Below are 26253 nucleotides of genomic sequence, written 5' to 3'. Positions count from 1 at the left end.
CAGCGTTCGGACGGTATCTTTCACCGTCGGAAAAGCTGCCGTAAGTTTTCGACACGACGGACGTCGATGTCAAGACCGGATCCGGCGGTCGACCCACCGTCGGTGGGGTGCGCCTCCTGGCCTGGTCCGGTGCGAGTGGTACCCGCTTGTCAGGCCCGGCTGGTCAGCCGGTGTTGCGCATCCCGGCGGCGATGCCGTTGACGGTGGTGAGCAGGGCCCGTTCCAGTGCGGTCCCGTCACCCGGGGCACGCCGGCCGCCCGGGGCGGTGGCCACGGCCCGTCCGGCGGCGCCGGAGTCGCGGTACTGCCGCAGCAGCGCCACCTGGAGGTGGTGCAGCGGCTCCAGATAGGTGTCCCGGACGGCGAGGGTGCGTTGCAGCACCGGAGAGTTCTCCAGCAGCGCGGGAGAGGAGGTGATGGCCAGCACCTCCTGCTTGGTCAGCTCGTACTCCGCCTCGATCAGGTGGAAGATCGGGTGCAGCGGCTCGGGGACCAGGGTCTCGACGTACCGCCGGGCGATGGTCAGGTCGGTCTTGGTCAGCATCATCTCGACGTTCGACAGGAACGTGCCGAAGAAGTGCCAGGCCCGGTGCATCTCGGCCAGGACGTCGCCCATCCCGGCCTCGCGGGCGGCGGCCAGCCCGGTGCCGACGCCGAACCAGCCCGGCACGATCTGCCGGGTCTGGGTCCAGCCGAAGACCCACGGGATGGCGCGCAGCCCGGAGAGTCCGGCCCCGGTGTTCGGGCGCTTCGCCGGCCGGGAGCCGATGTTGAGCGCGCCGAGCAACTCGGTCGGGGTGGAGGCCCAGAAGTAGGCCGGCAGGTCCGGGTTTTCCACAAGCGACCGGTAGCGTCGGTAGGCGGCGCCGGAGACCACGTCCATGGTGGCGTCCCAGCGGTCCAGCGCCTCGGCGGGCTGTCGGGGCGTGGTGTGCAGCAGGGTGCTCTGCAGCACCGCGGCGAGGGTCAGCTCCAGGTTCTCCCGGGCCAGCGAGGGCAGAGTGTACTTGTCGGAGATGACCTCGCCCTGCTCGGTGACCTTGATCTCGCCGTCCAGCGTGCCGTAGGGCTGGGCGAGGATCGCCTCGTGCGTCGGGCCGCCGCCCCGGCCGACCGTACCGCCCCGGCCGTGGAAGAGCCGCAGCCGTACGTTGTGCCGGGCGGCCACGTCCCGCAGCGCGCGCTGGGCCCGGTGGATGGACCACTGCGAGGTGGTGATCCCGGCCTCCTTGTTGGAGTCGGAGTAGCCGAGCATCACCTCCTGGACGTCGCCCCGGGCCGCCACGATCGCCCGGTACGCCGGCAGCGACAGCATCTCGTCGAGGAGTTCACCGCCGGCATCCAGCTCGCCCGGGGTCTCCAACAGCGGCACGAAGCCGATCCGGGCCCGGCCGGTGTGCACGTCGATCAGCCCGGCCTCCCGGGCCAGCACCACCGCCGCCAGCACGTCGTCGACGCCGAGTGTCATCGAGATGATGTACGACTCGATCACCTCGACCCCGAACCGCTCCTGCACCTCGCGGATGGCGCCGAAGACGTCGAAGGTCTTGCGGGCCGCCTCGGTCAGCGGGGTGTCCATGGTGGAGAGAGGGCGGCGCCCGGTCAGCTCCTCGGCGAGCAGCTTCGTCCGCTCCGTCCGGCTCAGCGCCGGATAGTCCGGCACCTCGCCGACCTGGGTGTAGAACTGCGCCAGGACGACGTGGTGCGCCTCGGCGTGCTCCCGGATGTCCATCGTCGCCAGGTGCGGGCCGAACGCGGCGACGGTGCGGATCGCCGAGGCGAGCCGGCCGACGGCGGTGAGCTGACCGGAGTTGCGGGCCAGCGAGGCGCGCATCAGCTCCAGGTCGGCCAGCAGGTCGGCGGAGCCCCGGTAGTCCCGGCCGGGCACGTGCGGGGTGCCCTGGTTGAGCCGGCGCCGGGTGTTGGCGAGCTTCGCCCGGACGCACCGCGCCTTGAGCCGGTACGGCTCCTCGGCGTTGACCCGACGGAACCTGGCGGCGACCTCGGGAAGCGCGTCCAGGTCCTTGGCGAGGCTGGCGGAGAGGTCGAGGGAGACCCCGCGCAGCCGGCGGGAGACCGAGATCTCGTTGATCAGCTCCTCCATCGCCGCCTCGGTCGCCTGGATGCCGTGCTCGTGCTGGATCAGCAGCACGTCCCGGGTGACCTGGGGGGTGACGAAGGGGTTGCCGTCCCGGTCGCCGCCGATCCAGGTGCCGAAGGTCAGCGGCCGGGCGGTCGGCGCGGTCTCCACGCCCAGCCCGCGCAGCGTGTCGGCGAGGTCGTCGAGGACCTGCGGGGCGGCCTCGGCGTAGAGGTCACGGAGGTAGTAGATGGCGTTGCGGGCCTCGTCGGTCGGGTCGGGGCGGTCGAGCCGCAGCTCGTCGGTCTGCCAGAGCAGGTCGAGGAGCTCGGCGAGGCGCCGGCTCGCCGGGCCCTCGTCGCTGGCCCCGTAGAGGATGGCGGCGGCGGCCTCGGCGTCGAGCTCGTCGGCGACGGCGCGCAGCTTCGACAGGATCGACCGGCGGGCCGCCTCGGTCGGGTGGGCGGTGAAGACCGGCCGGACGGAGAGCCGGCGGGCGACCGAGGCGATCTCCTCCGGCGGCACGCCGCGCTCCCGGATCAGCCGGGCCGCCTGGTCGAGCCAGCCGCCGTGCGTGGCCCGCTGCCGGCGCAGGTCGCGGGAGCGGTGCACCTGCTCGGTGATGTTCGCCAGATGGAAGTAGGTGGAGAAGGCCCGGGCCAGCTTGGTGCCGGTGGTCACGTCCATCGCACCGAGCCGCTGGGCGGCGGCCTCCGCGTCCTGCCGGACCAGCGCGCGGATCTCCTCGACCAGGTCGAGCAGGGGCCGACCCTCCTGGCGGGCCAGGGTCTGGCCGAGGAGCTTGCCGAGGCGGCGGATGTCGGCCCGCAGAGCGGCGTCGGGCCCGTCGTGATCATGCTGGTCGGTCACCGTGCGCTCCCTGGTCGAGTACGGAGGACAGCGTTGTCCGACAAGTGGATGTTATCGGCGGCCGGTCCCGGAACGCCAACGAGAGTCGTGCCGTCCCGCCCCGCCGCGGGTACTGGTAGAGCGTATCCAGCGCCGGCAGAACGTGCGTTATGTCGACCTTCGGACGGGTCAGCCGAACTCCGTTACCTTGCTCACGCCCCCGGAGCTCCTTCCCCCTCCGGACCGTCATCCGCCCACCCACCACACCGCCGGTGCCGCCGTCACCTGGACACCAGAGGCGTCAAAGCGCGCGGATTACGCCTCTGGTGTCCAGGTGACGGTCCAGGCCACCGCGCGCGGCGCGGGGGCGCGGCGCGGGGGCGCGGCGGGGGCGGCGCGGGGGCGCGGCGGGCGCGGCGCGGGGGCGCGGCGGGCGCGGCGCGGGGGCGCGGCGGGCGCGGCGCGGGGGCGCGGCGGGCGCGGCGGGGGTGGCGGGGGTGGCGGGGGTCCGGAGGCTGTCGGGCTCAGGGGATAGGCTTGGGGGCGGTGCCGAGAGGGCCCCTTCCGATGGCGACGGCTCCGATGGCGACGGCGCGGAGGTCCTTCCCGCACCCCACCCCGACCCCCGTCCGACGCGGACGCGGGGCCGCTTCCGCGTGCCCAGGCTCGAAGGTGTGATCAGTGTGCTTACCGGGTTGTTGACCGCCGCGCTCCGCGACCCCGCGCTGGCCCGGGCCCGAACGCTTGCCCGCACCGGCGGCGCGGAGGCCGACGGGCTGGATCTGACCGCCCCGCCTGCGCTGCGGCCCTTCCTGGTCGCCGCCGTGGCGGCCGGCGAGGAGGCGGGCGGCGCCGGGCGGCCGGTGCTCGCCGTCACCGCCACCACCCGGGAGGCCGACGACCTGGCCGCCGCGCTGGGCAGCCTGCTGCCGCCGGAGCAGGTGGTGGTCTATCCGGCCTGGGAGACCCTGCCGCACGAGCGGCTCTCGCCTCGCTCCGACACCGTGGGCCGGCGGCTCGGCGTGCTCCGCCGGCTGGCCCACCCCGACCTCGCCGAGCACGCCGGGCCGGTCCGGGTGGTGGTCGCCCCGGTCCGCTCGGTGCTCCAGCCGCAGCTCAGGGGGCTCGGCGACCTGGAGCCGGTCCGGCTCGCCGCCGGTGCCGGGGCCGGGCTGGAGGAGACCGCCCGCCGGCTCACCGACCTGGCGTACGCCCGGGTGGACCTGGTCACCAAGCGCGGGGAGTACGCCGTCCGGGGCGGCATCCTGGACGTCTTCCCGCCCACCGACGAGCACCCGTCCCGGGTCGAGTTCTGGGGCGACGAGGTGGAGGAGATCCGCACCTTCGCCGTCGCCGACCAGCGGACCATCGAGGCGGTGCCGGCGCTCTGGGCACCGCCCTGCCGGGAACTGCTGCTCACCGACCCGGTCCGGCGGCGCGCCGCCGAGCTGGCCGGGGAGCATCCGGAGCTGGCCGAGATCCTGGACAGGCTCGCCGAGGGGATCCCGGTCGAGGGGATGGAGTCGCTCGCCCCGGCGCTGATCGGCGCGGACTCGCTCGAGCTGCTGCTGCACTGCCTGCCGACCGGCAGCCACGTGCTGCTCTGCGACCCGGAGCGGATCCGGACCCGGGCGCACGACCTGGTGCGTACCTCGGCGGAGTTCCTGGAGGCGAGCTGGGCCGCGGCCGCCGCCGGTGGCCAGGCCCCGGTGGACCTCGGCGCCGCCGCCTTCAAGACCCTGGCAGAGGTACGCGCCACCGCCGCCGCCCTGGGCCAGCCCTGGTGGTCGGCGTCGCCGTTCGGGCTGGTGGAGGCCGCCCCCGGGCCGGCCGCCACGCCCGAGCCGTGGGCGGTGGAGCCGGAGCCCGAGGTGACGGTGGTGCCGGACGCGGGCGAGTCGCTGGCGATGCACGCCCAGCCGGTGCCGCTCTACCACGGCGAGACGGCCCGGGTGGTCGACGACCTCAAACGTTGGGTCGGCGACGGCTGGGGCGTGGCGCTGGTCTTCGAGGGGCACGGGCCGGCGCAGCGCGCGGTCGAGGTGCTCCGGGACGCCGGGCTCGGCGCGGCGCTGACCGGGACCGTGCCGGCACCGCCCGCCGCCGGGGAACTCGTCGTGGCCTGCGGCTCGCTGGGTCACGGCTTCACCGACGCCACCTCCCGGATCGCGGTGGTCACCGGCAACGACATCACCGGCGGCCGGGGCGCGTCGACCCGGGACATGCGCAAGATGCCGAGCCGGCGGCGCAACACCATCGACCCGCTGGAGCTGCGGGCCGGCGACCACGTCGTGCACGAGCAGCACGGCATCGGCCGCTACGTCGAGCTGGTGCAGCGCACCGTCAACGGCGCCGACCGGGAATACCTGGTCATCGAGTACGCGGCCAGCAAGCGCGGCCAGCCCGGTGACCGGCTCTTCGTCCCGACCGACCAGCTCGACCAGCTCTCCCGCTATGTCGGCGGCGAGACCCCGGCGCTGCACAAGATGGGCGGTGCCGAGTGGCAGAAGGCCAAGGCGCGGGCCCGCAGGGCGGTCCGGGAGATCGCCGCCCAGCTCGTGCAGCTCTACGCCGCCCGCAAGGCGTCCAAGGGGCACGCGTTCGCCCCGGACACGCCGTGGCAGCGGGAGCTGGAGGACGCCTTCCCCTACACCGAGACGCCGGACCAGCTCGCGGCGATCGAGGAGGTCAAGCGGGACATGGAGCAGCCGGTCCCGATGGACCGGCTGATCTGTGGCGACGTCGGCTATGGCAAGACCGAGATCGCGGTCCGGGCCGCCTTCAAGGCGGTGCAGGACGGCCGGCAGGTGGCGGTGCTGGTGCCGACGACGCTGCTGGCGCAGCAGCACTACAACACCTTCGCGGAGCGGATGGGGCAGTTCCCCGTCTCGATCAGGCAACTCTCCCGGTTCCAGACCCCGAAGGAGGCCGAGGCGACCCTGGCAGCCGTCGCCGACGGCGGCGCCGACATCGTGATCGGCACCCACCGGCTGCTCCAGGCGGCGACCCGGTTCAAGTCGCTCGGCATGGTGGTGGTGGACGAGGAGCAGCGCTTCGGGGTGGAGCACAAGGAGCACCTCAAGCAGCTCCGGACCGCCGTGGACGTGCTGAGCATGTCGGCGACGCCGATCCCCCGGACCCTGGAGATGGCGATCACCGGCATCCGGGAGATGTCGACCATCGCCACCCCGCCGGAGGAGCGGCACCCGGTGCTGACCTTCGTCGGGGCGTACGACGACCGGCAGGTGGCCGCCGCGATCCACCGGGAACTGCTCCGCGACGGTCAGGTCTTCTACCTGCACAACCGGGTCGAGTCGATCGACCGGGCGGCCCGGCGGATCCGCGAGCTGGTGCCGGAGGCCCGGGTCGCGGTCGCGCACGGACAGATGGGCGAGGACGCCCTGGAGAAGGTCATGGTCGGCTTCTGGGAGAAGGAGTACGACGTCCTGGTCTGCACCACGATCGTCGAGTCCGGGATCGACATCCCGAACGCCAACACGCTGATCGTGGAGCGGGCCGACCTGCTCGGGCTGGCCCAGTTGCACCAGATCCGGGGCCGGGTCGGCCGGGGTCGGGAGCGGGCGTACGCGTACTTCCTCTATCCGCCGGAGAAGCCGCTGACCGAGCACGCGCACGAGCGGCTGGCCACCATCGCCCAGCACACCGAGCTGGGCGCCGGGATGTACGTGGCGATGAAGGACCTGGAGATCCGGGGCGCCGGCAACCTGCTCGGCGGCGAGCAGTCCGGGCACATCGAGGGGGTCGGTTTCGACCTCTACGTCCGGATGGTCGGTGAGGCGGTGCAGGCGTTCAAGGGTGAGCGGCCGGAGGAGGAGGTCGACATCAAGGTCGACCTGCCGGTCGACGCGCACCTGCCGCACGACTACATCGGCGTCGAGCGGCTGCGCCTGGAGATGTACCGCAAGCTCGCCGAGGCCCGGGACGCCGACCGGCTGGCCGAGGTGGTGGCCGAGATGAGCGACCGCTACGGCGAGCCGCCCGCGCAGGTCGCCAACCTGGTGGCGGTGGCCCGGTTCCGGCTGCTGGCCCGGGCGTACGGGCTGACCGACGTCTCCGCCCAGGGCCGCCACCTGCGGTTCTCGCCGCTGCCGTTGCCGGACTCGAAGCAGCTCCGGTTCAAGCGCTACCACCCGGACGCGGTCTACAAGTCCGCGACCGACCAGGTGAGCGTGCCCCGCCCGACCACCCGGCGGATCGGCGGCGAGCCACTGCGCGACCAGGCACTGCTGGACTGGTGTGCCCAGCTCCTCCGCGACGTGCTCGGCGAACCCGCGAGGTCGGCGACGGCGGAGCCGGCGAGGGCGGAGCCGGCCAGGTGAGCGCATCCGGCGGGTCCGACCCCGTGCCGACCGTGGCCGGGCTGCGTGAGAGAGTGTCGAGCATGCAGCGTGCCCGTCGTCTGGCTTCGATCGCGGTCATTGCCGTCCTCGGCGCCACCGCCCTCTCCGCCTGCCGGTCCGACTCCAGCGTCGCCGTCTACCTCGGCGACAAGAAGATCACCGAGGACGAGGTGACCGAGGTCCTCGACGACGTCCGGGACAGGGTGCCGCAGGGCGGTGACGAGCCCGGCGCCACGCCCGCGCCGGGCGCGCCCGAGGTGAAGGCGCCGACCCGGACCGAGGTGGTCAGCACCCTGACGATGCGGGAGGTCTGCCTGAAGCTCGCCGCCGACAAGGGCTTCACCCCGTCGGAGCAGGCCCCGATCGAGCAGGTGGCCCAGGCGACCGGCCTGCCGGCGGACTCCCGCTACGTGCGGCTCTTCTCCGAGCTGGACGCCTGCCGGGCCGGCATCCCGGTGACCCAGCCGGTCGCGCCCACCCAGGAGGAGCTGATGGACGTGGTGGCCCGGGGGCGGGTCGCCGGGGTGATCCCGCCGGACGCGAAGGACGGCGAGGCCGGCCAGCAGCTCGACGGTGACGTGTTGCGCCGGGCGCTGGCCATGCGCAACGCCCTGCACGAGGCGCTGGAGGGCTACGACGTCACCGTCAACCCCCGGTACCGGCCGCTGGAGTACCCGGTGCTGACCTTCTCGGACAGCAGTCCGGCGCTGGTCGTCCCGATCGGGCAGCACGGCCCCGACACCGTGATCGACGCCCGCTGAGCGCCGCCGCCCCGACCGGCCCGACCGGCCCGACCGGCCGGATCGTGTTGCTTGTCACCTCGCCCCGGCTGCCGGCCGGGCTGCTGACGGCGGCGGCCTGGGACGCCGTACGCGTCCATCCGGTGCTGGCCGGCGCCGAGAGCGAACTCTGCACGGCGGTACGCGCGGCGGGCGCCAAGGTCACCGTCACGGAGACCCCGGTGCCGGACCTGCTGGCCACGGTCGCCGCGCACGGTGCGGCGGTCTGGCTGGCCGGCCCGGCCGGCGACGAGGAGCTCGCCCGCGAGCTGGGGTTGCGGCTGGCCCGCGAGCCGGGGCTCGCCGAGCTGGAGCTGATGTACGGCTCCTGGGATCCGCCTGGCGCCCGGCTCCTCGACGCGGTGGCGGTGATGGACCGGCTCGCCTCGCCCGGCGGTGACCCGTGGAAGCGGGCGCAGACGCACGCCACCCTGGCCCGCTATCTGCTGGAGGAGTGCTACGAGGCGTACGACGCGATCGTCGCCGACGACCTCGGCGCGCTCCGCGAAGAGCTGGGCGACGTGCTGTTGCAGGTGGTGCTGCACGCCCGGCTGGCCGAGAACCTGCCCGAGGGCGAGCGCTGGTCGATCGACGACGTGGCCGGCGGCCTGGTGGCGAAGATGGTCCGGCGCAACCCGCACGTCTTCGCCGGCACCGAGGTCGGCGGCATCGACGAGATCACCGAGAACTGGGAGCGGATCAAGCGGGCCGAGAAGCCCCTCACCTCGGTGCTGGACGGCGTCGCGCTCTCCCAGCCGGCGCTGGCGCTGGCGGCGAAGGTGCTGCACCGGGTGGAGCGGGCCGGGCTCGACCTGCCGCCGCCGGAGCCCGCCGCCGGGGCGGACGAGACGGCCCGGCTCGGCGCCGGCCTGCTGGAGACGGTGGCCCGGGCCCGGGCGGCAGGGCTGGACGCGGAGGCGGCACTGCGCCAGGCGACCCTGGACTACGCGGCCACGGTCCGCGCCGCCGAACGGGATTCCGACCCGGCGTCCTGACGCCGGGGCATGCCGGGTGGTGTCCCGCCCGGTGTGGCCCGGAAGGCTCAGCCCGGCCGGCGGGCCCTGCGCCGGAGCCGCAGCGTCGCCCCCGCGGTCGTGCCGGCGAGCAGCAGAACGGCGAAGATGAGCGCGAGCGGGCCGGGGCCGAGCCCGTCCACCCAGCCGGCGATCGTGGCCTGGACGGTGGCGACGGTGTCGACCACCGGGTCCGCGTCGGCGCCGCCCCGGAAGACCCGGATCTCGTACCAGCCGTACCAGGCGACGTAGCCGCCGGCCAGTACCAGCAGTCCACCGGCGACCCGCCCGACGACCGGCGCCGCCCGGCGCAGGGCACGGACCAGGGAGACCTTGGCCAGGGCCACCGCCAGGGCGGCCAGCCCGACCACCAGGGCCATGCCAGCGGCGTACGCGAGGAAGAGCCCGACCCCGGCGGCGACCGAATCGGTGCGGAAGCCCGCCACCACCACGGCGAGGAACGGGCCGACGGTGCAGCCCAGCGACGCGACCGCGTAGGAGGCGCCGAAGAGCGCCATCGAGCCGAACCGGCGGGTCAGCTCCGGGGAGGCACCGACCTTCGGGACGGCGCCGGGCAGCTCGCGGCCGGCCAGCAGCCAGGCGCCGAGCCCGACCAGGACCAGACCGATCACGATGCCCACCCAGGGCAGGTGCCGGGCCAGCAGGTCGGCGGCGGGCGCGGCGAGCAGGCCGAACGCCCCGAAGACCGCGACGAAGCCGGTCGTCATCGCCAGGGTCGACCAGAGCGCCCGGCCGACCGCCCGGGACCGTCCGGCGGCACCGTCGGCGAGCACCAGGAACGACAGGTACGCGGGGAGCATGGCGAACCCGCACGGGTTGAGCGCGGCCAGCAACCCGGCGGCGAGGGCCAGGGCGTACGGGGCGTCGAGCACCGGTACCGTCACCCGGCCAGCGCGGCGACCCGCTCGCGCAGCGCGTCCGGCGTCAGCGCTCCGCTGTGCACGACCGTGCCGGCGGCGTCGAGCAGCACGTAGTACTCCTGGCTGGTGACGCCGAACCGCCGCCACACCTCGCCCTCGTCGTCGGCGAGGTTGACGAAGCCGCCGATGCCCTGGCCGGTGACGAACTCGCGCATCGCGCCGTCGCCACTCTTCAGCCCGGCGACCCCGACCACGTGCACCCGGTCGGCGTAGCTCCGGTGCGTCGCGGCGACGTCGTCGGCGGCGGCCCGGCAGCGGGTGCACCACGCGGCCCAGAACCAGAGCACGACCGGCCGGCCGTACAGCGCGGCGGCGTCGAACGGCTTGCCGTCCACGGTGGTGGCGGTGAACCGCAGCGTCTCCGGCACCGCCCCGGTGCCCGGCGGCCCGGTCTCCCCGGCCGGTGCCGGGGCGGAACTCGGGGGCGTTGCCGGGGCCGGGCCCCCGTCCGTCCCGCCCGGTGTGCCCGGCTCCGTCGCGCAGCCCGCCAGGGCGAGCGTGATGGCGGCGACCAGTGCTGCCGCTCGACCTCTCCGTGCCATCCGACCCCTCCACGTACTCCCGTCAGGTGGAGGCCAATCTATCGACAGCGGGCCCGGGACAACCCTTACCGGCTGATTACGTCGGTGCCGACGGCACCATCCGACGGTCCAATACCGCGCCCCGTCGGGCAGGGCCGCTCCGGCCCGTCTAGGTTGGCCTCCATGCCACCATTCGTGCCGCTTGCCGAGCGGATCGTCGATGCACTCCTGGCGAGTGACCCCGAGCTGGCCTCGTCGGTCGGCGAGCACGGCGTCGACGACCGATTGCCGGACCGTTCCGTGGACGCCGTGGCGGGGCGGGTGGCGATGCTGCGGGACGCCGCCCACGCGCTCTCCGAGGTGGACGCCGAGGAGCTGCCGGTGCCGGAACAGGTCGACCACGCCGTGCTCACCGCCCTGGTCGACCGGGGCATCTTCGAGCTGGCCGAGGTGCGGGCGCACGAGTGGAACCCCCTGGTGCACAACCCCGGCCCGCTGCTGCACGCGCTGCTCGCCCGGCCGTTCGCCCCGGCCGACGTACGGCTGACCAGCCTCGCCGGGCGGCTGGCCGCCGTGCCGGACGCGCTGGCGACCGCCCGGGCGGTGCTGCGCGACGTGCCCCGGATTCACGCCGAGACGGCCGTCGGGCAGTTCGAGGGGGCGGCGGCCCTGGTCCGGGACCAGGTGCCCGCCCTGCTCGCCGAGGCACCCGGCCTGGCCGGCACGGTCGAGCCGGTCGCCCGGGCGGCGGTACGCGAGCTGACCGCCTTCGCCGACCGGCTCCGGTCCGGCCTGCGGGACGATCCCGGGCCCGGCCGGGATCCCCGGCTCGGACGGCGGCTCTGGGAGGCCCGGCTCTGGCACACCCTCGACACCGAGCTCGGCGCCCGGCAGGTGCTCGACTCGGCCTGGGCGAACCTGGATCGGGTCACCGAGGAGATCCGGGCGGCGGCGGTGGAGCTGGTCGGCGGCGCGCCCTCGGACGAGGCGGTACGCCAGGCGCTCTCCCTGCTCGCCGACGAGCACCCCGACAACGCCTCGGTGGTGCGGCTGGCCCGGACGACCCTGGACGAGGTCCTCGACTTCGTCGCCGACACCGAGCTCGTGTCGCTGGTCGACGACGACTGCGTGATCAGGGAGATGCCGGAACACGACCGGGGAGTCGCCGTCGCCTACTGCGACGCGCCCGGGCCGCTGGAGACCGCCGCGGTGCCGACGTACTACTGCATCGCGCCCACCCCGGCCGACTGGTCGGCGGCCCGGGTCGAGTCGTTCTTCCGCGAGTACAACGAGCACATGATCCGCAATCTGACGGTGCACGAGGCGGTGCCGGGCCACTTTCTCCAGTTGGCGCACGCCCGGCGCCACCGGGGCAGCAGCCGGGCCCGCGCGCTCGGCCACTCCGGGCCGTTCGTGGAGGGCTGGGCGGTCTATGCCGAGGAGGCCATGGCCGAGCGGGGGTACGGCGGCCTGGCGGTCCGGTTGCAGCAGCTCAAGATGCAGCTCCGGATGACCATCAACGCGATCCTCGACCAGTTGGTGCACTGCGAGGAGCTGACCGAGTCCGACGGGCTCGCGCTGATGACCGGGCGGGGCTTCCAGGAGGAGGGCGAGGCGACCGGCAAGTGGCGCCGGGCCCTGCTCACCTCGACACAGCTCTCCACCTATTTCGTCGGCTACCACCAGGTGGCCGGGATCGCCGCGCGCCGGCCGGCCGGGGTGCCGGTGCGGGAGTGGCACGACGCGATGCTCGCGCACGGCTCCCCGGCGCCGCGCCACCTGCCCGCCCTGCTCGGCCTCGACGGGTAACGGCCCGGCGTGGGCCCACCCGGCCGGGAGCGGCTCCCACCCGCGTCACTCCGGCGACGGGCTCGGTGTGCCGCGCCGGTCGACCAGCCCGGCGCCGGGCGGCAGGTCGAACGCGTTCTTCTCCACGGCGTCGCGGTAGCGGCTCAGCGCCACCTCGATGTCGGTGCCGTCGACCGTACCGGTGAAGCTGCCCAACGCGCCCTCGCTGGTGATGCAGGCGTCGAAGCCGGTGGCGGGTGCGTCGCTGAGCTGGCCGACCTCCACGCAGGTGGCGTGCCGCCCGGCGACGGTGGTGTCGTACTGCCTGATCGCCGCGTCGGGATCGATCGCGGCGGCGGTGAGCAGGCCGATCACCACCGGCGGCGAGACCAGGCCCCGCCTGTTCATCTCCGTGAAGATCGTCAGCGACGGCTTGGTGTTCGTCGCCTGGGGTGGGTCGAGCGTGCAGGTCGGCTTCTTCGCGCGGGTGTCGCAGGCCGTGGTCGCGTCGGCGGTGACGGTCAGCTTGCCGCCGGGATAGGTGTACGCCGCGCGCACCGGATCCTGGGACTGCGAGATCGAGGCGCTCCGCCCCCCGGGGAGCTGGTAGTCGGCCGAGTAGGTGAGCTCGGTGGACTTGTCGAGCCGGGCGGCGAGGTCGTTGACCAGGTCGGCCCGGCCGATCACCCGGCCGGCATCGTCCAGGGTCTGGCACCCGGAAACGGTAAGTACGGAAATGATCGCCCCCGCGAGTACCCGGAGTGAGATCGACACAGCCGGCATGGCCCACAGCCTTGTCGATCGGGCCGAGCCCGCGCAAACCGGTTCCCACGTACTGTGAAGGATATCCGCAGATGTCACCACTGGAGCGTGGATCGTCACCGGGCCCCGGAGGCAGCGCCCGGAGCGCCGGGGCGGCCCGATAGGCTGCCCTGCGGAGCCTGCGCCGCACCGTCGCGACGGGGACGACCACCATCGGCTGCCGATGGATAGACTTCGATTCTGAGGAGCAGGACAGTGGCCACCATCGAGGGAATCGTCGCCCGGGAGATTCTCGACTCGCGCGGCAACCCGACCGTCGAGGTCGAGGTCGGCCTCGACGACGGTACGGTCGCCCGCGCCGCCGTGCCGTCCGGCGCGTCCACCGGGGCATTCGAGGCGATCGAGCTGCGCGACGGGGACAAGCAGCGCTACAACGGCAAGGGTGTGGAGAAGGCGGTCAGCAACATCGAGGACCGCATCGTCGACCAGCTCGTCGGCTACGAGGCGAGCGAGCAGCGGCTGATCGACCAGAAGATGCTCGACATCGACGGCACCGACGACAAGTCCGAGCTGGGCGCCAACGCCATCCTCGGCGTCTCCCTCGCGGTGGCCAAGGCGGCGGCGAGCAGCGCCGAGCTGAGCCTCTTCCGCTATCTGGGCGGGCCGCACGCGCACCTGCTGCCGGTGCCGATGATGAACATCCTCAACGGTGGCGCGCACGCCGACTCCAACGTCGACGTGCAGGAGTTCATGATCGCCCCGATCGGTGCGCCCTCGTTCCGGGAGGCGCTGCGCTCGGGTGCCGAGGTCTACCACGCGCTCAAGTCGGTGCTGAAGAAGAAGGGCCTGGCCACCGGCCTCGGTGACGAGGGCGGCTTCGCGCCCGACCTGCCGACCAACTCCACCGCGCTCGACCTGATCTCCGAGGCCGTCGAGAAGGCCGGCTACCGGCTCGGCGCCGACATCGTCTTCGCGCTCGACGTCGCCGCCACCGAGTTCTTCTCCGACGGGGTCTACACCTTCGAGGGCGGCAGCAACACGGCCGACGAGATGACCGCCTACTACCACAAGCTCGCCGACGACTACCCGATCGTCTCCATCGAGGATCCGCTCTCCGAGGACGACTGGTCCGGCTGGGCCGGCCTGACCGCCTCGGTCGGCGACCGGATCCAGATCGTGGGTGACGACCTCTTCGTCACCAACCCGCAGCGGATCGCCCGGGGGATCGCGGAGCAGACCGCGAACGCCGTACTGGTCAAGGTGAACCAGATCGGTTCGCTCACCGAGACCTTCGAGGCGGTCGACATGGCCCACCGGGCCGGCTTCAAGTGCATGATGAGCCACCGCTCCGGCGAGACCGAGGACACCACCATCGCCGACCTCGCGGTCGCCACCGGCTGCGGCCAGATCAAGACCGGCGCGCCGGCCCGTTCCGACCGGGTGGCGAAATACAACCAGCTGCTGCGGATCGAGGAGGAGCTGGCCGACGCGGCGCGGTACGCCGGCACCAGCGCCTTCCCGCGCTACCGTTCCCACTGACGGTCGAGTCCAACTCACGATCAGCTACAACTGACGGTCGAGCCTTCGGGGGAGGAGGGCGACGGCGATGACGCAACGCCGTACGCCGAGCGGGCAGGGTCCGGCCCGGCGACCGGACCGCGCTGGCGGCCGGGCCGGTACGCCCCGGACGGGCCGGACGACCTCCCGGGACGCCGCGTCCCGGTCGGAGCCACGCCAGGGTCGGCCGACCGGGTCGGCGCGGTCGACCGGCGCCTCCCGGGGCGCGGGTGCCGCCCGCGGCAGCGGCTCCGCCCGGGGCGCCGACGGGACGCGCTCGGGCAGCCGGCCCGCGGCGGCACGCCGGACCGTCGCCGCCCGGACGGTGAAGCGCACCTACGCCCAGCACCCCCGGCGCTACACCGGCCGGGCGACCGTCCTGGCCGGGGTGCTCGTCGCGCTCGCCCTCGCCTACACCTATCCGGTCCGGATCTATCTCAACCAGCAGTCGGACATCGCCCGGATCGAGGCCGCCCAGCAGGCGCAGCGGGAGCACATCGGTGACCTCACCGAGAAGGCGGCGCTCTGGGACGATCCGGAATACGTGAAGATCCAGGCCCGGGAGCGTTTCTACATGGTGGTTCCCGGCGAGACGCCGCTGGTGGTGCTCACCGACCACGAGGGCGCCGCCCGGGACGCCGGGATCGACCCGACGGCCGCCGAACGGGCTCCGGAGCCCTGGTACGACACCCTCTGGTCCAGCGTGCAGGCGGCCAACGAGCCGGATCGGGCCGGCCGGTGAGCCGACCGGAGGCGGTCGGCGTACCCGGTGCGGGTCGGCGGGACGCGGGGTCGGCGGCGGCCGGCGCACCGGCACCGGTGCGGGAGCCGGCCACCGACGCCGACCTGGCGGCGGTGGCCGCCCAGCTCGGCCGGACCCCGCGCGGCACCCGGGCCGTCGCGCACCGCTGCCCCTGCGGTCGACCCGACGTGGTGGAGACCACCCCACGGCTCGCCGACGGTACGCCGTTTCCGACCCTTTTCTACCTGACCTGTCCCCGGGCGGTGGCCGGGTGCAGCCGGCTGGAGTCCGCCGGGCTGATGCGCGAGATGGCACAGCGGCTGGCGGACGACCCTGAGCTGGCCGAGCGCTACCTGGCGGCGCACCGCGACTACCTGGCCCGGCGGGAGGCGATCGGTCGGGTGCCGGAGATCGAGGGGATCTCGGCCGGTGGCATGCCGGGACGGGTGAAGTGCCTGCACGTGCACCTCGGGCACTCGCTGGCCGCCGGCCCCGGCGTCAACCCGTTCGGCGACGAGGTGCTGGAGCTGCTGGAGCCGTGGTGGGCCGACGGCCCCTGCGTGCGGCCGGTCGGGCCGGCACGCTCGGCGGAGCCGACCGGATGACCGGGCCCGCCGAGCCGGTGCCGGCGGAGCTGATCATCCGGCGGGCGAGGACCGCCGACGTACGGGGCATCCGGGAGCTGATCGACATGTACAGCTCCGAGCGGTTGCTGCTCAGCAAGGCCACCGTCACGCTCTACGAGGACCTCCAGGAGTTCTGGGTCGCGGTCGACCCCTCCCACGGCACGGTGGTCGGCTGCGGCGCCCTGCACGTCATGTGGGAGGACCTGGCCGAGATCCGCACCGTGGCGGTGCACCCGGCGCACCGGGGCCGCAAGATCGGCCAGCGGATCGTGGCGGAGCTGCTGACCACCGCCCGGGAGCTGGGTGTGGCCCGGGTCTTCGTGCTCACCTTCGAGACGCGGTTCTTCGCCACCTTCGGCTTCGTCGAGATCGACGGCGCACCGGTGCCACCGGCGGTCTTCGAGCAACTGCTCCGCTCGTACGACGAGGGCGTCGCCGAATTCCTCGGCCTGGAACGGGTCAAGCCCAACACCCTCGGCAACGTCCGCATGGTGCTACGCCTGTAAGGAAGGGCCCCCGCTTATCGTTTTCTGTAGAAGAAGGGCCCCCTCCTAACACCTCGAGCAGCCGAGGTGCGCGCCCCGGCCCGCCCTCGGGCCGATCGGTAGGCTGGTGGGCGTGACGACGCGAACGGGGCGCGACCGGGTGGCCGCGATCGACTGCGGGACCAACTCGATCCGTCTGCTCGTGGCCGACCTGCCGGAGCCCTCCGCCGGCCCGGACGCCGGGCTGGTCGACGTGGTCCGCCGGATGGAGATCGTCCGACTCGGCCAGGACCTCGACCGGACCGGTTGGCTGGCGCCGGAGGCGCTGGAGCGGACCCGGCGGGTGCTGATCGGGTACGCGACCCGGATCGAGTCGCTGGGCGTGGCCCGGGTGCGCATGTGCGCCACCTCCGCGTCGAGGGACGCGCAGAACGCCGGCGAGTTCCGCTCCATGGTGGTGGACACGCTCGGCGTCGAGCCCGAGGTGGTGACCGGCGACGAGGAGGCGCGGCTCTCCTTCATCGGCGCCGTACGCGGGCTCGGTGCCGATGTCGCCGCGCCGTACCTGGTGGTGGACATCGGCGGGGGGTCGACCGAGTTCGTGGTCGGCGGCCGACCCACCGGTGGGGGTGCGGCGGACGTGGACGCGGCGGTGTCGGTGGCGAACGGCGATGCGGCGGTCTCGGTGGCGGCGGTGGACGCGGCGGTGTCGATGGACATCGGCTGCGTCCGGATGACCGAACGGCACCTGCACGGCGACCCGCCGACGCCGGAGGAGGTGGCGGCGGCCGAGGCGGAGATCACCGCCGTGGTGGACCGGGCGCTCTCGGCGGTGCCGGGGCGGGAGGCCGCGACCCTGATCGGGGTGGCCGGCTCGGTCACCACGGTCGTCGGGATCGCGCTCGGCCTGCCGGAGTACCGCCCCGACCGGATCCACCACGCCCGGCTGTCGTACGCGGAGGTGGCCAAGGCGACCGCCGACCTGCTGGCCCGGTCGGTGGCCGAGCGGTTGACCATCCCGGTGATGCACCCCGGCCGGGCCGACGTGATCGGCGCGGGTGCGCTGATCCTCCGGATCATCATGGAGCGGGCCGGGATGACGTCGGTGATCGCCAGCGAGCACGACATCCTCGACGGCATCGCCTGGAGCCTCGCCCAGACCTCCGGATAGGCATCGGGCCTGACGGCCACGGCCACGGGCGATTGCGTCAAACGGGAAATGACGGCTCGCATCCCGGCTACCGTGTGCCGGTGCGGCCGCCAGCGGAACCCGGGGTGACCTGGGAAGAACTCTTCTTCGACCTGGCCCTGGTGTTCGCACTCATCCAGCTCTCGCAGGTGCTGCACGGCGATCACAGTTGGGGCGGCATCGTCCGCGCGTTGATCCTGTTCGCCCTGATCTACTGGAGCTGGGTCGCCGCCACCTATCACACCGACCAGCGCGACATCAACAACGCCGTCGACCGGTTGGGCCTGTTCACCCTCGCCCTGGGCAACCTGCTGCTGGCACTGATGATCTCCGATGCGTACGGCGACCGTGCCCTGTCGTTGGTCGTCGTGTATCTGGCGATCCGGGTGCTGCTGGCCGTACTGGCGCTGCGCAACCGCCGGGCCACGCGTGCGGTCTTCTCGGGACCGTACGGGGTGGGCCTGGTCACCGGCCCACTGCAACTGGCGGGTGGTTTCGTCGGTGGCACCGCCCGGCCCATGCTCTGGGGGATCGCCGCGTTGATCGACATGTCCGGACCGTGGATCGCCCGCCGTGCCCTGGCCAGGGCACCGGTCCGACCGGCGCATTACGCGCATCGGTACGGACTGCTGATCATCCTCGTGCTGGGCGAGTCCATCATCCAGGTCGGCATGGTAGCCAGCGCCCTTACCCTCACTCCCGTCCGGATGACCACGGTGGGCATCGCGTTCACCCTGGTCTGCGGGCTGTGGTGGGTGTATTTCATCTATGGCGGGCGAGCCTTCCGGGAGGCGCTGGAGCGCCCCGACGCGGTGGACATCCGCCGGTCCGTCCTGGTCCACGGACACCTCTCGTTCGGTTTCGCGATCATCCTGACCGCGAGTGGCCTGGCCGGGGTGGTCTCGGCGCCGGTGAAACCCCTGCCCAAGGGGGAGGCATGGCTGCTCTGCGCGGGCTGCGCCCTCTTCGTCGGCACCTTCGTCTACACGCACTGGCGCATCCACCGGCAGATTGCCTGGCGCCGGATCGGTGCGGCAGTCGCCTGCCTGGCCGTGTGGCCACTCGCGCTCCACATGCCCGCCATGATCGCGCTCGCCGGACTGTCCGTCGTGATCGTCGTCGTCAACCTGCTGGAGGAGGCGATCATTCGGCACCGCCCGGCGGCTCAGCCGGGAGGCCGTCGCGGATCGGGGTAGGTCACCCCCGGTCAGCCGTTCCGACACGTCCCAGAGCCTGGCCGCGACCGCCTCGTGCCGGGCCCGGTCGGGAAGCCCCGCCGGTGCCGGCCCGCCGTTGAGCTCGCCGAACCCATCCGGCCCGTGACAGCCGCCACCCTCGGCTTCCGGGCTGGTGGCGGCGTGGACGGTCGGCAGGGCGCCGGCCGGAAAATCTCCTGCCACACCATGGGCGCGAGGAGGAGCAGCCGGTTGCGGATCCGGTTGAGCCGCGGTGAGCGTCCGTCGTCCGTCGCCCGCGTGGCCACCGCCAGCCGCCCGGCAAGATCCGGTACGTCGATGTCGGGCGTCAGATCTTGACGACTTCTTGCGCATGGAACGACAACAGATCGTCGAGATCTGGTCGGGTATGCCTACGGGGCGGGCGTCAGCTGATCGCGAACGGGAGGCAGCCGCCCGCCGGTGGGTCGCGGTCGTCGGCCATGGCGCCGGCCAGCAGCGCGCCGCAGCGCGCGAGCGCACGCAGGTCGTCCTCGGAGAGACGGGCGAGGATCCGGCGCATCTTCTCCGTGCCCGCCGTCACGAACCGGTCGACCAGGTCCCGCCCGGGCCCGCTCAGCTCGATCCGGCGCACCCGGCGGTCGTGCGGGTCCTCGCGGCGGGTGGCCAGGCCCTGCGCGACCAGCCGGTCGACCATGCCGGTCATGGTGGCCAGGCTGACGCCCATCGCGGTGCTGAGCTCCTGACCGGCGATGCTGCCGTGTGCGGAGAGCAGCAGCAGCGCCTTGAGCTGCGGTAGCGTCAGGTGCAGGGTGAAGAGCGGGTTCGCCGGGTCGTTGGCGAAGTGGTGCTGCATCTCACGTTGCGCATCCATGATCTGCGCGATGAGATTTTCCCGGTCACTCACCGCTGCCTCCTGACACCTGGACGGCACTTCGCCGTCGCTCACCACGCCCGCCCGGCGCCTGCGCGGTCTGCGGAGGCTACCAGGCACCATGCCCACCCAAAATACTTCGCTTGAGCCGAACTGTTAGGGTCGGCCTAACTTTATCTACGGGGAGAAGGAGCGAGCCGGCATGTCCGTGGCCGTCCAACCTGATGCCGGGAGCGACAAGCTCGATCCCGCCGTCCTGAAAGTCGCCGGCGTGGTGGTGCTCGGCGCCATCATGTCGATCCTCGACGTCACCGTGGTCAGCGTCGCCCTGCCCACCTTCCAGCGCGAGTTCGACGCCAGCTACGCCACCGTCGCCTGGACGATGACCGCCTACACGCTGGCACTGGCGACCGTGATCCCGGTCACCGGCTGGGCCGCCGACAGGTTCGGCACCAAGCGCCTCTACCTGCTCTCCCTGGTGCTGTTCCTCGCCGGCTCGGCGCTGTGCAGCGTGGCCTGGGACATCGGCCCGCTGATCGTCTTCCGGGCACTCCAGGGTCTCGGTGGCGGCATGCTGATGCCGCTCGGCATGACGATCATGACCCGCGCCGCCGGACCGCACCGGGTCGGCCGGGTGATGGCCGTGCTCGGCGTACCGATGCTGCTCGGCCCGATCGGCGGGCCGATCCTGGGCGGCTGGCTGATCGAGGCGGCGTCCTGGCACTGGATCTTCCTGATCAACATGCCGGTCGGCCTCGTCGCCTTCCTGCTGGCCCTGCGGGTGCTGCCGAAGGACGAGCCGCACCCCGCAGAGTCCTTCGACTTCGTCGGCATGCTGCTGCTCTCGCCGGGACTCGCGCTCTTCCTCTACGGTGCCTCCTCCATCCCGGAGGCCGGCACCGTGGCCGCCGCCAAGGTGCTGGTCCCGGCGATCACCGGTCTGGTCCTGATCATCGCGTTCGTGCTGCACGCGCTGCGCAAGGACCACCCGCTGATCGACCTCGGGCTGTTCAGGAACCGCAACCTCACCACCGCGGTCGTCACGATGACCCTCTTCACCGTGGCGTTCATGGGCGCGATGCTGCTGCTGCCCAGCTACTTCCTCCAGGTGCGCGGCGAGGGCACCCTGGACGCGGGCCTGCTGCTGGCACCGCAGGGCATCGGCGCGATGCTCACCATGCCGATCGCCGGTCGGCTCACCGACCGGACCGGGCCGGGCCGGATGGTGCTGACCGGGATCGTCGTGATCGCCGTCGGGCTCAGCTCCTTCACGCAGATCACCGCCGACACCTCCTACCTGCTGCTCCTCGGCGGCCTCTTCGTGATGGGCCTGGGGATGGGCATGACAATGATGCCGATCATGTCCGCCGCGATGGCCAGCCTGACCCACCAGCAGGTGGCCCGCGGCTCCACGACGATGAACATCGTCCAGCAGACCGCCGGCTCGATCGGGACCGCCGTGATGTCCGTGGTCCTCACCAACCAGGTGCTGGGTAACCCGGCCGCCACCGCGTACACGGCGGTGACCCAGGGGCAGGTGCCGGCGGAGCAGGTGCCGCCGGAGGTACTCGCCCAGGGGCAGTCGTCGCTGGCCGACGCCTTCGGCCAGACGTACGTGATCGCGCTGGTCCTGATCGTGCTCTGCGTGATCCCCGCGCTGCTGCTGCCGCGCAGGCGGATCGAGCCGGCGGTCCCGGAGCCGGGGGAGACGCCGGTCCCGGTGGCCATGCACTGACCACGGCCCGCGATACCCCAGCGGTCACCAGGCCCTTCCGTCGGTCGGCGGAAGGGCCTCGCCGTCTGCGTGATTATCCCCGCCCTGTCCGGGTACGCCCTGCCGCGAAAAAGCCGCGATGCGGTGCGAAGCCGCAGCGCGGCACGGACGGAACGGAGAAGGCAACCGATGGCCACCAGCGCGGGCGATGCGCGAACAGACATCAGGCCGGCCAGCCTCCAGCTACCCGGAATCGTGCTGGGGGTGGGACTGGGCGGGTTCGTCGACGGCATCCTGCTGCACCAGATCCTGCAGTGGCACCACATGCTCACCGGCACCGACAGCGACAACGTCGGGGTCAGGTACTACAACCCGGAGACCGTCCCCGGGCTGGAGATGAACACGGTGTGGGACGGCATCTTCCACGCGGTGTGCTGGCTCGCCGTCCTGATCGGCCTGGCCGTCCTCTACTCCCGGGTCACCCACCACCGTCGCCGGGTCTGGACGTCCCGGGTGCTCTGGGGCTGGATCCTGGTCGGCTGGGGCCTCTTCAACCTCGTCGAGGGCATCCTCGACCACCACATCCTCGGCATCCACCACGTCTACGGCGGCGACCACCAGCTCTGGTGGGACATCGCCTTCCTGGTCCTGGGCGCGCTGCTGGTCGCCGGCGGTTGGCTGCTCCAGCGCGGCGGGCGCTCCGTCGACCCCGAGCCGCCCGCCGGCCGGCACCCGGCCACCGGGATGCCCGGGGGATCTCGACGGGAGGGCTGATGGACCACGACCACCCGGTGCCGGGACACGGTGCGGGCGGCGGTCTCCTCCCGGTCCTGCCGCCCGCCGCCGTTCTGCTGCCCGCGCTCGTGCTGCTGGTCTGCGCCGCCGGCTACCTGCACCTGGCCGGTCGGGCCCGGCGGCGCAACCCGGCGCGGGGCTGGAGCCGGTGGCGTACCGCCGGTTTCCTCACCGGGCTGCTCCTGCTGGCGGTCGGGCTGCTGCCGCCGCTCGCCACCTTCGGACACACCGACTTCCGGGGTCACATGCTCGGGCACCTGCTCGTCGGGATGTACGCCCCGCTCGCCCTGGTGCTCGGCGCCCCCGTCACCCTGCTGCTGCGTACGTTGCCCGCCCCGCACGGCAGGCGGCTGGCGGCGGTGTTGCACAGTGCCCCCGCCCGGGTGCTGACCCATCCGGCACCCGCCTGGCTCCTCTCCACCGGCAGCCTCGCGCTGCTCTACTTCACCCCGCTCTTCGACACGATCACCGCCCGGCCGGCCGGGCACTGGCTGCTGCACCTGCACTTCCTGCTCGCCGGATGCCTCTTCGTCCACGCCATCGCCGGTCCCGATCCCGCACCGGCCCGGCCCGGCGTACGCACCCGGCTGGTCTGTCTCGGCTGCGCCATCGCGCTGCACGCCGTCGTCTCGCAGCTGATGTACGGCGGCTACTGGGTCCGGATCGCCGCTCCCGCCGCCGAGGTCCGCACCGGAGCGGAGCTGATGTACTACGGCGGCGACCTCGCCGAACTGCTGCTCGCCGCGGCCCTCGTCGCCACCTGGCGTCCGGAGCGCGGTGCGGACCGCCGGCCGGAACCCGACCCGGACGGCCGCGCCGGCCGCCGCCCCGGTTCGCACACCGACCGCCCCAGAGTAGTGGCGCGTTGACGGTACTACGCATTGAACAGTAGTATCCCGACATGGACACGACCCAGTTGCTCAAAGGCGTGCTGGATCTCGCCGTCCTGGCCGTGCTGAGGGACGAGGACGGCTACGGCTACGACATCATGCGCCGGCTCCGCGCCGCCGGCCTCGACGAGATCGGCGACGCCTCGGTCTACGGCACGCTGCGCCGGCTCTTCCAGGCCGGCCTGCTCACCACCTACGTGGTGCCGAGCGAGTCGGGTCCGCACCGCAAGTACTACGCGCTCAACCCGGCCGGGCGCGACCAGCTCGTCCGATCCGGTAAGGTCTGGCGCTCCTTCGCCACCACCATGGACACGCTGCTCGACGACAAGGGGATGGCAGCCTGATGACCGTGACCGAGCAGGAGATCGCCCGGTACGTCGGGCAGGTCCGCGCGGCGCTGGCCGACCTGCCGCCGGCAATCCGCGACGAGTTGCTCGAAGACCTGCCCGAGCACCTGGCCGAGGTGGCCGCCGAGGGGGAGGGCCCGCTGCACGAGCGGCTCGGCCCGCCCCAGGCGTACGCGATGGAGCTGCGCACCGCCGCCGGGGTCAGCTCGCCGGCCACCGCCGCCAACCTCGACCAGCGGATCAGCGCGGCGGTGCGCCGGGGCCGGGCCCGGATAGGTGCCGTCGACAGCCGGCTCGGGCCGGTCCTCGGCTACGCCCGGCTCAGCGACTTCCTCCGGCTGCTCCGCCCCGCCTGGTGGATCGTCCGCGGCTACCTCGCCGCGATGCTGATCACCGCGGTGCTGACCGGGGGCTCGTTCGGGCTGCTGCCCCGGCTCGGCGGCAGTGGCCTGGCCGCGCTGCTGATGCTCGCCGCCACCGTCACCGGGTCGATCTGGCTCGGCCGCCGCACCGACCGGCTGGGCCGGCGCCCCCGGGTGGTGCTGCACCTGAGCACGGCACTGCTGGTCCTCTTCGGCCTGGCCGGCTTCGCCCTGCTCGACAGCCGGGCCGGCGGTGGCGGTGCGCCGATCCCGTACGAGCAGGTCTACACCGATCAATACTCCGGCGTGCAGGACGTCTACGTCTACGACAGCGAGGGGCGGCTGCTGGAGGGCGTACGCCTCTTCGACCAGAACGGCGAGCCGATCCGGCTGGGCAGCCCGTGGTGTGACGAGGGGTGGCAGCGGATCCAGCCCGGCCCGGACCACGTCGACCCGATGCGGCAGCCCTACCCGTACTGCCCGCAGAACGCGCCGTTCCGGATCCACTCGCCCTCGGCCCCGCCGACCCCCGAGCCGGCCGAGTCGGCGGCCACCCCGGAGGGCGCGGCGCCGACCGCCGCCCCGAGCGGCGGCCAGGCCACCCCGGGCGGTGGGCCCACTCCCACTCCCGTCCCGACCGACTGAACCGTAGCCGCCGCCCGGCGGACGGGCGACGACGTGGCGTACACCTCGGCAACAGGAGGTGTACGCCACGTCGCTCTTGGCTTCCGTACCCCGCTCGGGCGTGGCACGCTACCCGAACACCCGGCACGCAAGATCCGGCCATCGGATTTCGGTGCGGTGAAACTGTGCGACCAGCCAACGATGACTGACCGACAGGAGGGCCACCGATGGGCGAGATGGTGAGTTACCGGAGCAACGGGGGGACCAGCGAGGGCTACCTGGCGGTGCCGGCGGCCGGCGCCACTGGTCCGGCGGTCATCGTCATCCAGGAGTGGTGGGGGCTGGTGCCGCACATCACATCGGTCGCCGACCGCTTCGCCGAGGCGGGTTTCGTGGCGCTCGCGCCCGACCTCTACCACGGGATCTCCACCACCGAGCCGGACCACGCCGGCAAGCTGATCATGGGTCTGGCGATGGACCAGGCCGCCCGGGACATCGCCGGTGCCGCCGACTACCTGGTGGAGCGGCCCGAGGTCACCGGCGAGAAGGTGGGCTGCGTCGGCTTCTGCGCGGGCGGCAGCCTGGCGCTCTGGTCGGCCACGCTCTCCGAGCGGATCGTCGCCACCGCGGGCTTCTATCCCGTACTGCCGTGGGAGCGGATGCGTCCCGAGTGGTCGAACTACGCCGGCAAGGCCGCGGTGATCCACTGCTCGGAGGAGGACGGCACCTCGGCCGCCGACGGGGTCAAGGCGGCCCGGCAGGCGATCGAGGCGGCCGGCGGCGACTGCGTCGCCCACGACTACCCGGGCACCCGGCACGCGTTCTTCAACGACGACCGGCCCGAGGTCTACGACCAGCCGGCCGCCGCGAGCGCCTGGGCCCGCACGCTGGAGCTTTTCCGGACCCGGCTTGGCTGAGCAGCACCGACCCACCGGACCGGGGCGCCGGCCGTCCGGCCCGGAGGAGGGCCGCGAGCCGTCCGGCGCCGGGCCGGACCGGCGGTCGCGTACCGACCGGCGGTCGCGTACCCCCGGGGAGGTGTCCGCCCGCGCGGCGCGGGTGGGCGACCTGGCCGGGCTGGACGGCGCGGTCGCCGACTGTTTCGCCTGCCCCCGGCTGGTCGCGTGGCGGGAGGAGGTCGCGGTGGTCCGCCGGGCCGCCTTCCGCGACCAGGAGTACTGGGGTCGCCCCGTCCCCGGCTTCGGCGTCGCCGACGCCCGGATCGTGATCCTCGGGCTGGCACCGGCCGCGCACGGCGGCAACCGGACCGGGCGGATCTTCACCGGTGACCGCTCCGGCGACGTCCTCTTCGCCGCGCTGCACCGGGCCGGCCTGGCCAACCAGCCGACCAGCGTCGCCGCCGACGACGGGCTCGCCCTGCGGCACACGAGGATCGCCGCCGCGGTCCGGTGCGCACCGCCGGACAACAGGCCGACCCCGGTGGAGCGGGACACCTGCGCGCCCTGGCTGCACCGGGAGATCGACCTGATCAGGCCGACCCTGCGCGTCGTGGTCGCGCTCGGCGCGTTCGCCTGGGCGGCGTGGTGGCCGGTGCTCCGCCAGGTGTACGGGGTGCGCCCGCCCACCCCGCGACCCGCCTTCGGCCATGGGGCACACTGGTCCGGAGACGACGCCGTCCCGCAGGTGCTCGGCTGCTATCACGTCAGCCAGCAGAACACCTTTACCGGGCGGCTCACACCGACAATGCTGGACGAGGTGTTCGCCCGGACCCGGCGCCTGGCCGGGCTGGGCGATTTCCGCTAGGCGGCTCAGGAGGGC

The 26253-nt window shown here is 73.2% G+C and carries 22 protein-coding genes; 17 read left to right on the top strand and 5 right to left on the bottom strand.

Going from position 1 to position 26253, the window contains the following annotated elements; all coding sequences use genetic code 11:
* Positions 1–163: 163 nt before the first annotated feature.
* Positions 164–2950, bottom strand: a complete 2787-nt coding sequence (ppc, locus tag ACN27G_RS24790) for a phosphoenolpyruvate carboxylase (protein ID WP_421495159.1) — start codon at positions 2948–2950, stop codon at positions 164–166.
* A 662-nt stretch (positions 2951–3612) separates the two neighbouring features.
* Here ppc and mfd point away from each other — a divergent pair.
* The 3 genes from mfd to ACN27G_RS24775 are packed head-to-tail and all read left to right on the top strand — an operon-like array spanning position 3613 to position 9064.
* Entirely contained in the window at positions 3613–7269 is a 3657-nt protein-coding gene (gene mfd / locus ACN27G_RS24785; protein ID WP_421497450.1) for a transcription-repair coupling factor, read from the top strand.
* Positions 7266–8051 carry a hypothetical protein gene (locus ACN27G_RS24780; protein WP_421495158.1) on the top strand — a complete coding sequence of 262 codons (786 nt, stop codon included), beginning with the start codon at positions 7266–7268 and terminating at the stop codon, positions 8049–8051. Before mfd ends, ACN27G_RS24780 begins: the two co-directional genes overlap by 4 nt.
* Positions 8048–9064: a nucleoside triphosphate pyrophosphohydrolase gene (locus tag ACN27G_RS24775; RefSeq protein WP_421497449.1), complete on the top strand. Its 1017-nt coding sequence runs from the start codon at positions 8048–8050 to the stop codon at positions 9062–9064. Before ACN27G_RS24780 ends, ACN27G_RS24775 begins: the two co-directional genes overlap by 4 nt.
* A 47-nt stretch (positions 9065–9111) precedes the next feature.
* Here ACN27G_RS24775 and ACN27G_RS24770 read toward each other — a convergent pair whose 3' ends face one another.
* Both ACN27G_RS24770 and ACN27G_RS24765 read right to left on the bottom strand, forming a co-directional pair.
* Positions 9112–9975, bottom strand: a complete 864-nt coding sequence (locus tag ACN27G_RS24770) for a cytochrome c biogenesis CcdA family protein (RefSeq protein WP_421497448.1) — start codon at positions 9973–9975, stop codon at positions 9112–9114.
* Between the two features lie 8 nt (positions 9976–9983).
* Positions 9984–10565 (bottom strand): redoxin domain-containing protein, encoded by a 582-nt coding sequence (locus tag ACN27G_RS24765; RefSeq protein WP_421495157.1) that lies wholly within the window; start codon positions 10563–10565, stop codon positions 9984–9986.
* Between the two features lie 162 nt (positions 10566–10727).
* Here ACN27G_RS24765 and ACN27G_RS24760 point away from each other — a divergent pair, with 162 nt between their 5' ends.
* Positions 10728–12353, top strand: coding sequence for a DUF885 domain-containing protein (locus ACN27G_RS24760; RefSeq protein WP_421495156.1), 1626 nt, complete (start codon positions 10728–10730; stop codon positions 12351–12353).
* Positions 12354–12398: 45 nt separating this feature from the next.
* Here ACN27G_RS24760 and ACN27G_RS24755 read toward each other — a convergent pair whose 3' ends face one another.
* Positions 12399–13115 (bottom strand): hypothetical protein, encoded by a 717-nt coding sequence (locus ACN27G_RS24755; protein WP_421495155.1) that lies wholly within the window; start codon positions 13113–13115, stop codon positions 12399–12401.
* A gap of 234 nt (positions 13116–13349) precedes the next feature.
* Here ACN27G_RS24755 and eno point away from each other — a divergent pair, with 234 nt between their 5' ends.
* The 6 genes from eno to ACN27G_RS24725 all read left to right on the top strand — a co-directional run bounded on the left by eno (position 13350) and on the right by ACN27G_RS24725 (position 18889).
* The gene (gene eno, locus ACN27G_RS24750) at positions 13350–14633 is read left to right on the top strand and encodes a phosphopyruvate hydratase (protein ID WP_421495154.1); all 1284 of its coding nucleotides are present in this window, start codon (positions 13350–13352) and stop codon (positions 14631–14633) included.
* A 67-nt stretch (positions 14634–14700) separates the two neighbouring features.
* On the top strand, positions 14701–15393 hold the full coding sequence (locus ACN27G_RS24745; protein WP_421495153.1) for an FtsB family cell division protein: 693 nt from the start codon (positions 14701–14703) through the stop codon (positions 15391–15393).
* A gap of 77 nt (positions 15394–15470) precedes the next feature.
* Positions 15471–15998, top strand: a complete 528-nt coding sequence (locus ACN27G_RS24740) for a DUF501 domain-containing protein (protein ID WP_421497447.1) — start codon at positions 15471–15473, stop codon at positions 15996–15998.
* Positions 15995–16525 (top strand): amino-acid N-acetyltransferase, encoded by a 531-nt coding sequence (locus ACN27G_RS24735; RefSeq protein ID WP_421495152.1) that lies wholly within the window; start codon positions 15995–15997, stop codon positions 16523–16525. Before ACN27G_RS24740 ends, ACN27G_RS24735 begins: the two co-directional genes overlap by 4 nt.
* Positions 16526–16664: 139 nt before the next feature.
* Positions 16665–17675 carry an exopolyphosphatase gene (locus ACN27G_RS24730; protein WP_421497446.1) on the top strand — a complete coding sequence of 337 codons (1011 nt, stop codon included), beginning with the start codon at positions 16665–16667 and terminating at the stop codon, positions 17673–17675.
* A gap of 80 nt (positions 17676–17755) precedes the next feature.
* A complete protein-coding gene (locus tag ACN27G_RS24725; protein WP_421495151.1) occupies positions 17756–18889 on the top strand; it encodes a low temperature requirement protein A in 1134 nt (377 codons plus the stop codon).
* Between the two features lie 406 nt (positions 18890–19295).
* Here the strand turns inward: ACN27G_RS24725 and ACN27G_RS24720 are convergent, their stop codons facing one another.
* Positions 19296–19775 carry a MarR family winged helix-turn-helix transcriptional regulator gene (locus tag ACN27G_RS24720; RefSeq protein ID WP_421495150.1) on the bottom strand — a complete coding sequence of 160 codons (480 nt, stop codon included), beginning with the start codon at positions 19773–19775 and terminating at the stop codon, positions 19296–19298.
* 169 nt (positions 19776–19944) lie between these two features.
* Between ACN27G_RS24720 and ACN27G_RS24715 the strand changes: the two genes are divergently transcribed.
* The 7 genes from ACN27G_RS24715 to ACN27G_RS24685 all read left to right on the top strand — a co-directional run bounded on the left by ACN27G_RS24715 (position 19945) and on the right by ACN27G_RS24685 (position 26238).
* The gene (locus ACN27G_RS24715; protein WP_421495149.1) at positions 19945–21477 is read left to right on the top strand and encodes a DHA2 family efflux MFS transporter permease subunit; all 1533 of its coding nucleotides are present in this window, start codon (positions 19945–19947) and stop codon (positions 21475–21477) included.
* Between the two features lie 168 nt (positions 21478–21645).
* The gene (locus ACN27G_RS24710; protein WP_421495148.1) at positions 21646–22230 is read left to right on the top strand and encodes a DUF2243 domain-containing protein; all 585 of its coding nucleotides are present in this window, start codon (positions 21646–21648) and stop codon (positions 22228–22230) included.
* The gene (locus ACN27G_RS24705; protein WP_421495147.1) at positions 22230–23120 is read left to right on the top strand and encodes a cytochrome c oxidase assembly protein; all 891 of its coding nucleotides are present in this window, start codon (positions 22230–22232) and stop codon (positions 23118–23120) included. The genes ACN27G_RS24710 and ACN27G_RS24705 overlap by 1 nt, the downstream gene beginning before the upstream one ends.
* A 32-nt stretch (positions 23121–23152) precedes the next feature.
* Complete coding sequence (locus ACN27G_RS24700) at positions 23153–23485, top strand: PadR family transcriptional regulator (protein ID WP_421495146.1); 333 nt, start codon at positions 23153–23155, stop codon at positions 23483–23485.
* A complete protein-coding gene (locus ACN27G_RS24695; RefSeq protein ID WP_421495145.1) occupies positions 23485–24495 on the top strand; it encodes an HAAS signaling domain-containing protein in 1011 nt (336 codons plus the stop codon). The genes ACN27G_RS24700 and ACN27G_RS24695 overlap by 1 nt, the downstream gene beginning before the upstream one ends.
* A gap of 206 nt (positions 24496–24701) precedes the next feature.
* On the top strand, positions 24702–25391 hold the full coding sequence (locus ACN27G_RS24690) for a dienelactone hydrolase family protein (RefSeq protein ID WP_421495144.1): 690 nt from the start codon (positions 24702–24704) through the stop codon (positions 25389–25391).
* A gap of 121 nt (positions 25392–25512) precedes the next feature.
* Entirely contained in the window at positions 25513–26238 is a 726-nt protein-coding gene (locus ACN27G_RS24685; RefSeq protein ID WP_421497445.1) for a uracil-DNA glycosylase, read from the top strand.
* Positions 26239–26253 lie beyond the last annotated feature (15 nt).

This window comes from Plantactinospora sp. WMMB334 (assembly GCF_049179095.1).
Classification (GTDB): domain Bacteria; phylum Actinomycetota; class Actinomycetes; order Mycobacteriales; family Micromonosporaceae; genus Plantactinospora.
The sequence above is the reverse complement of the archived record's forward strand: the minus strand, read 5'-3'. Positions and strand labels throughout refer to the sequence as shown.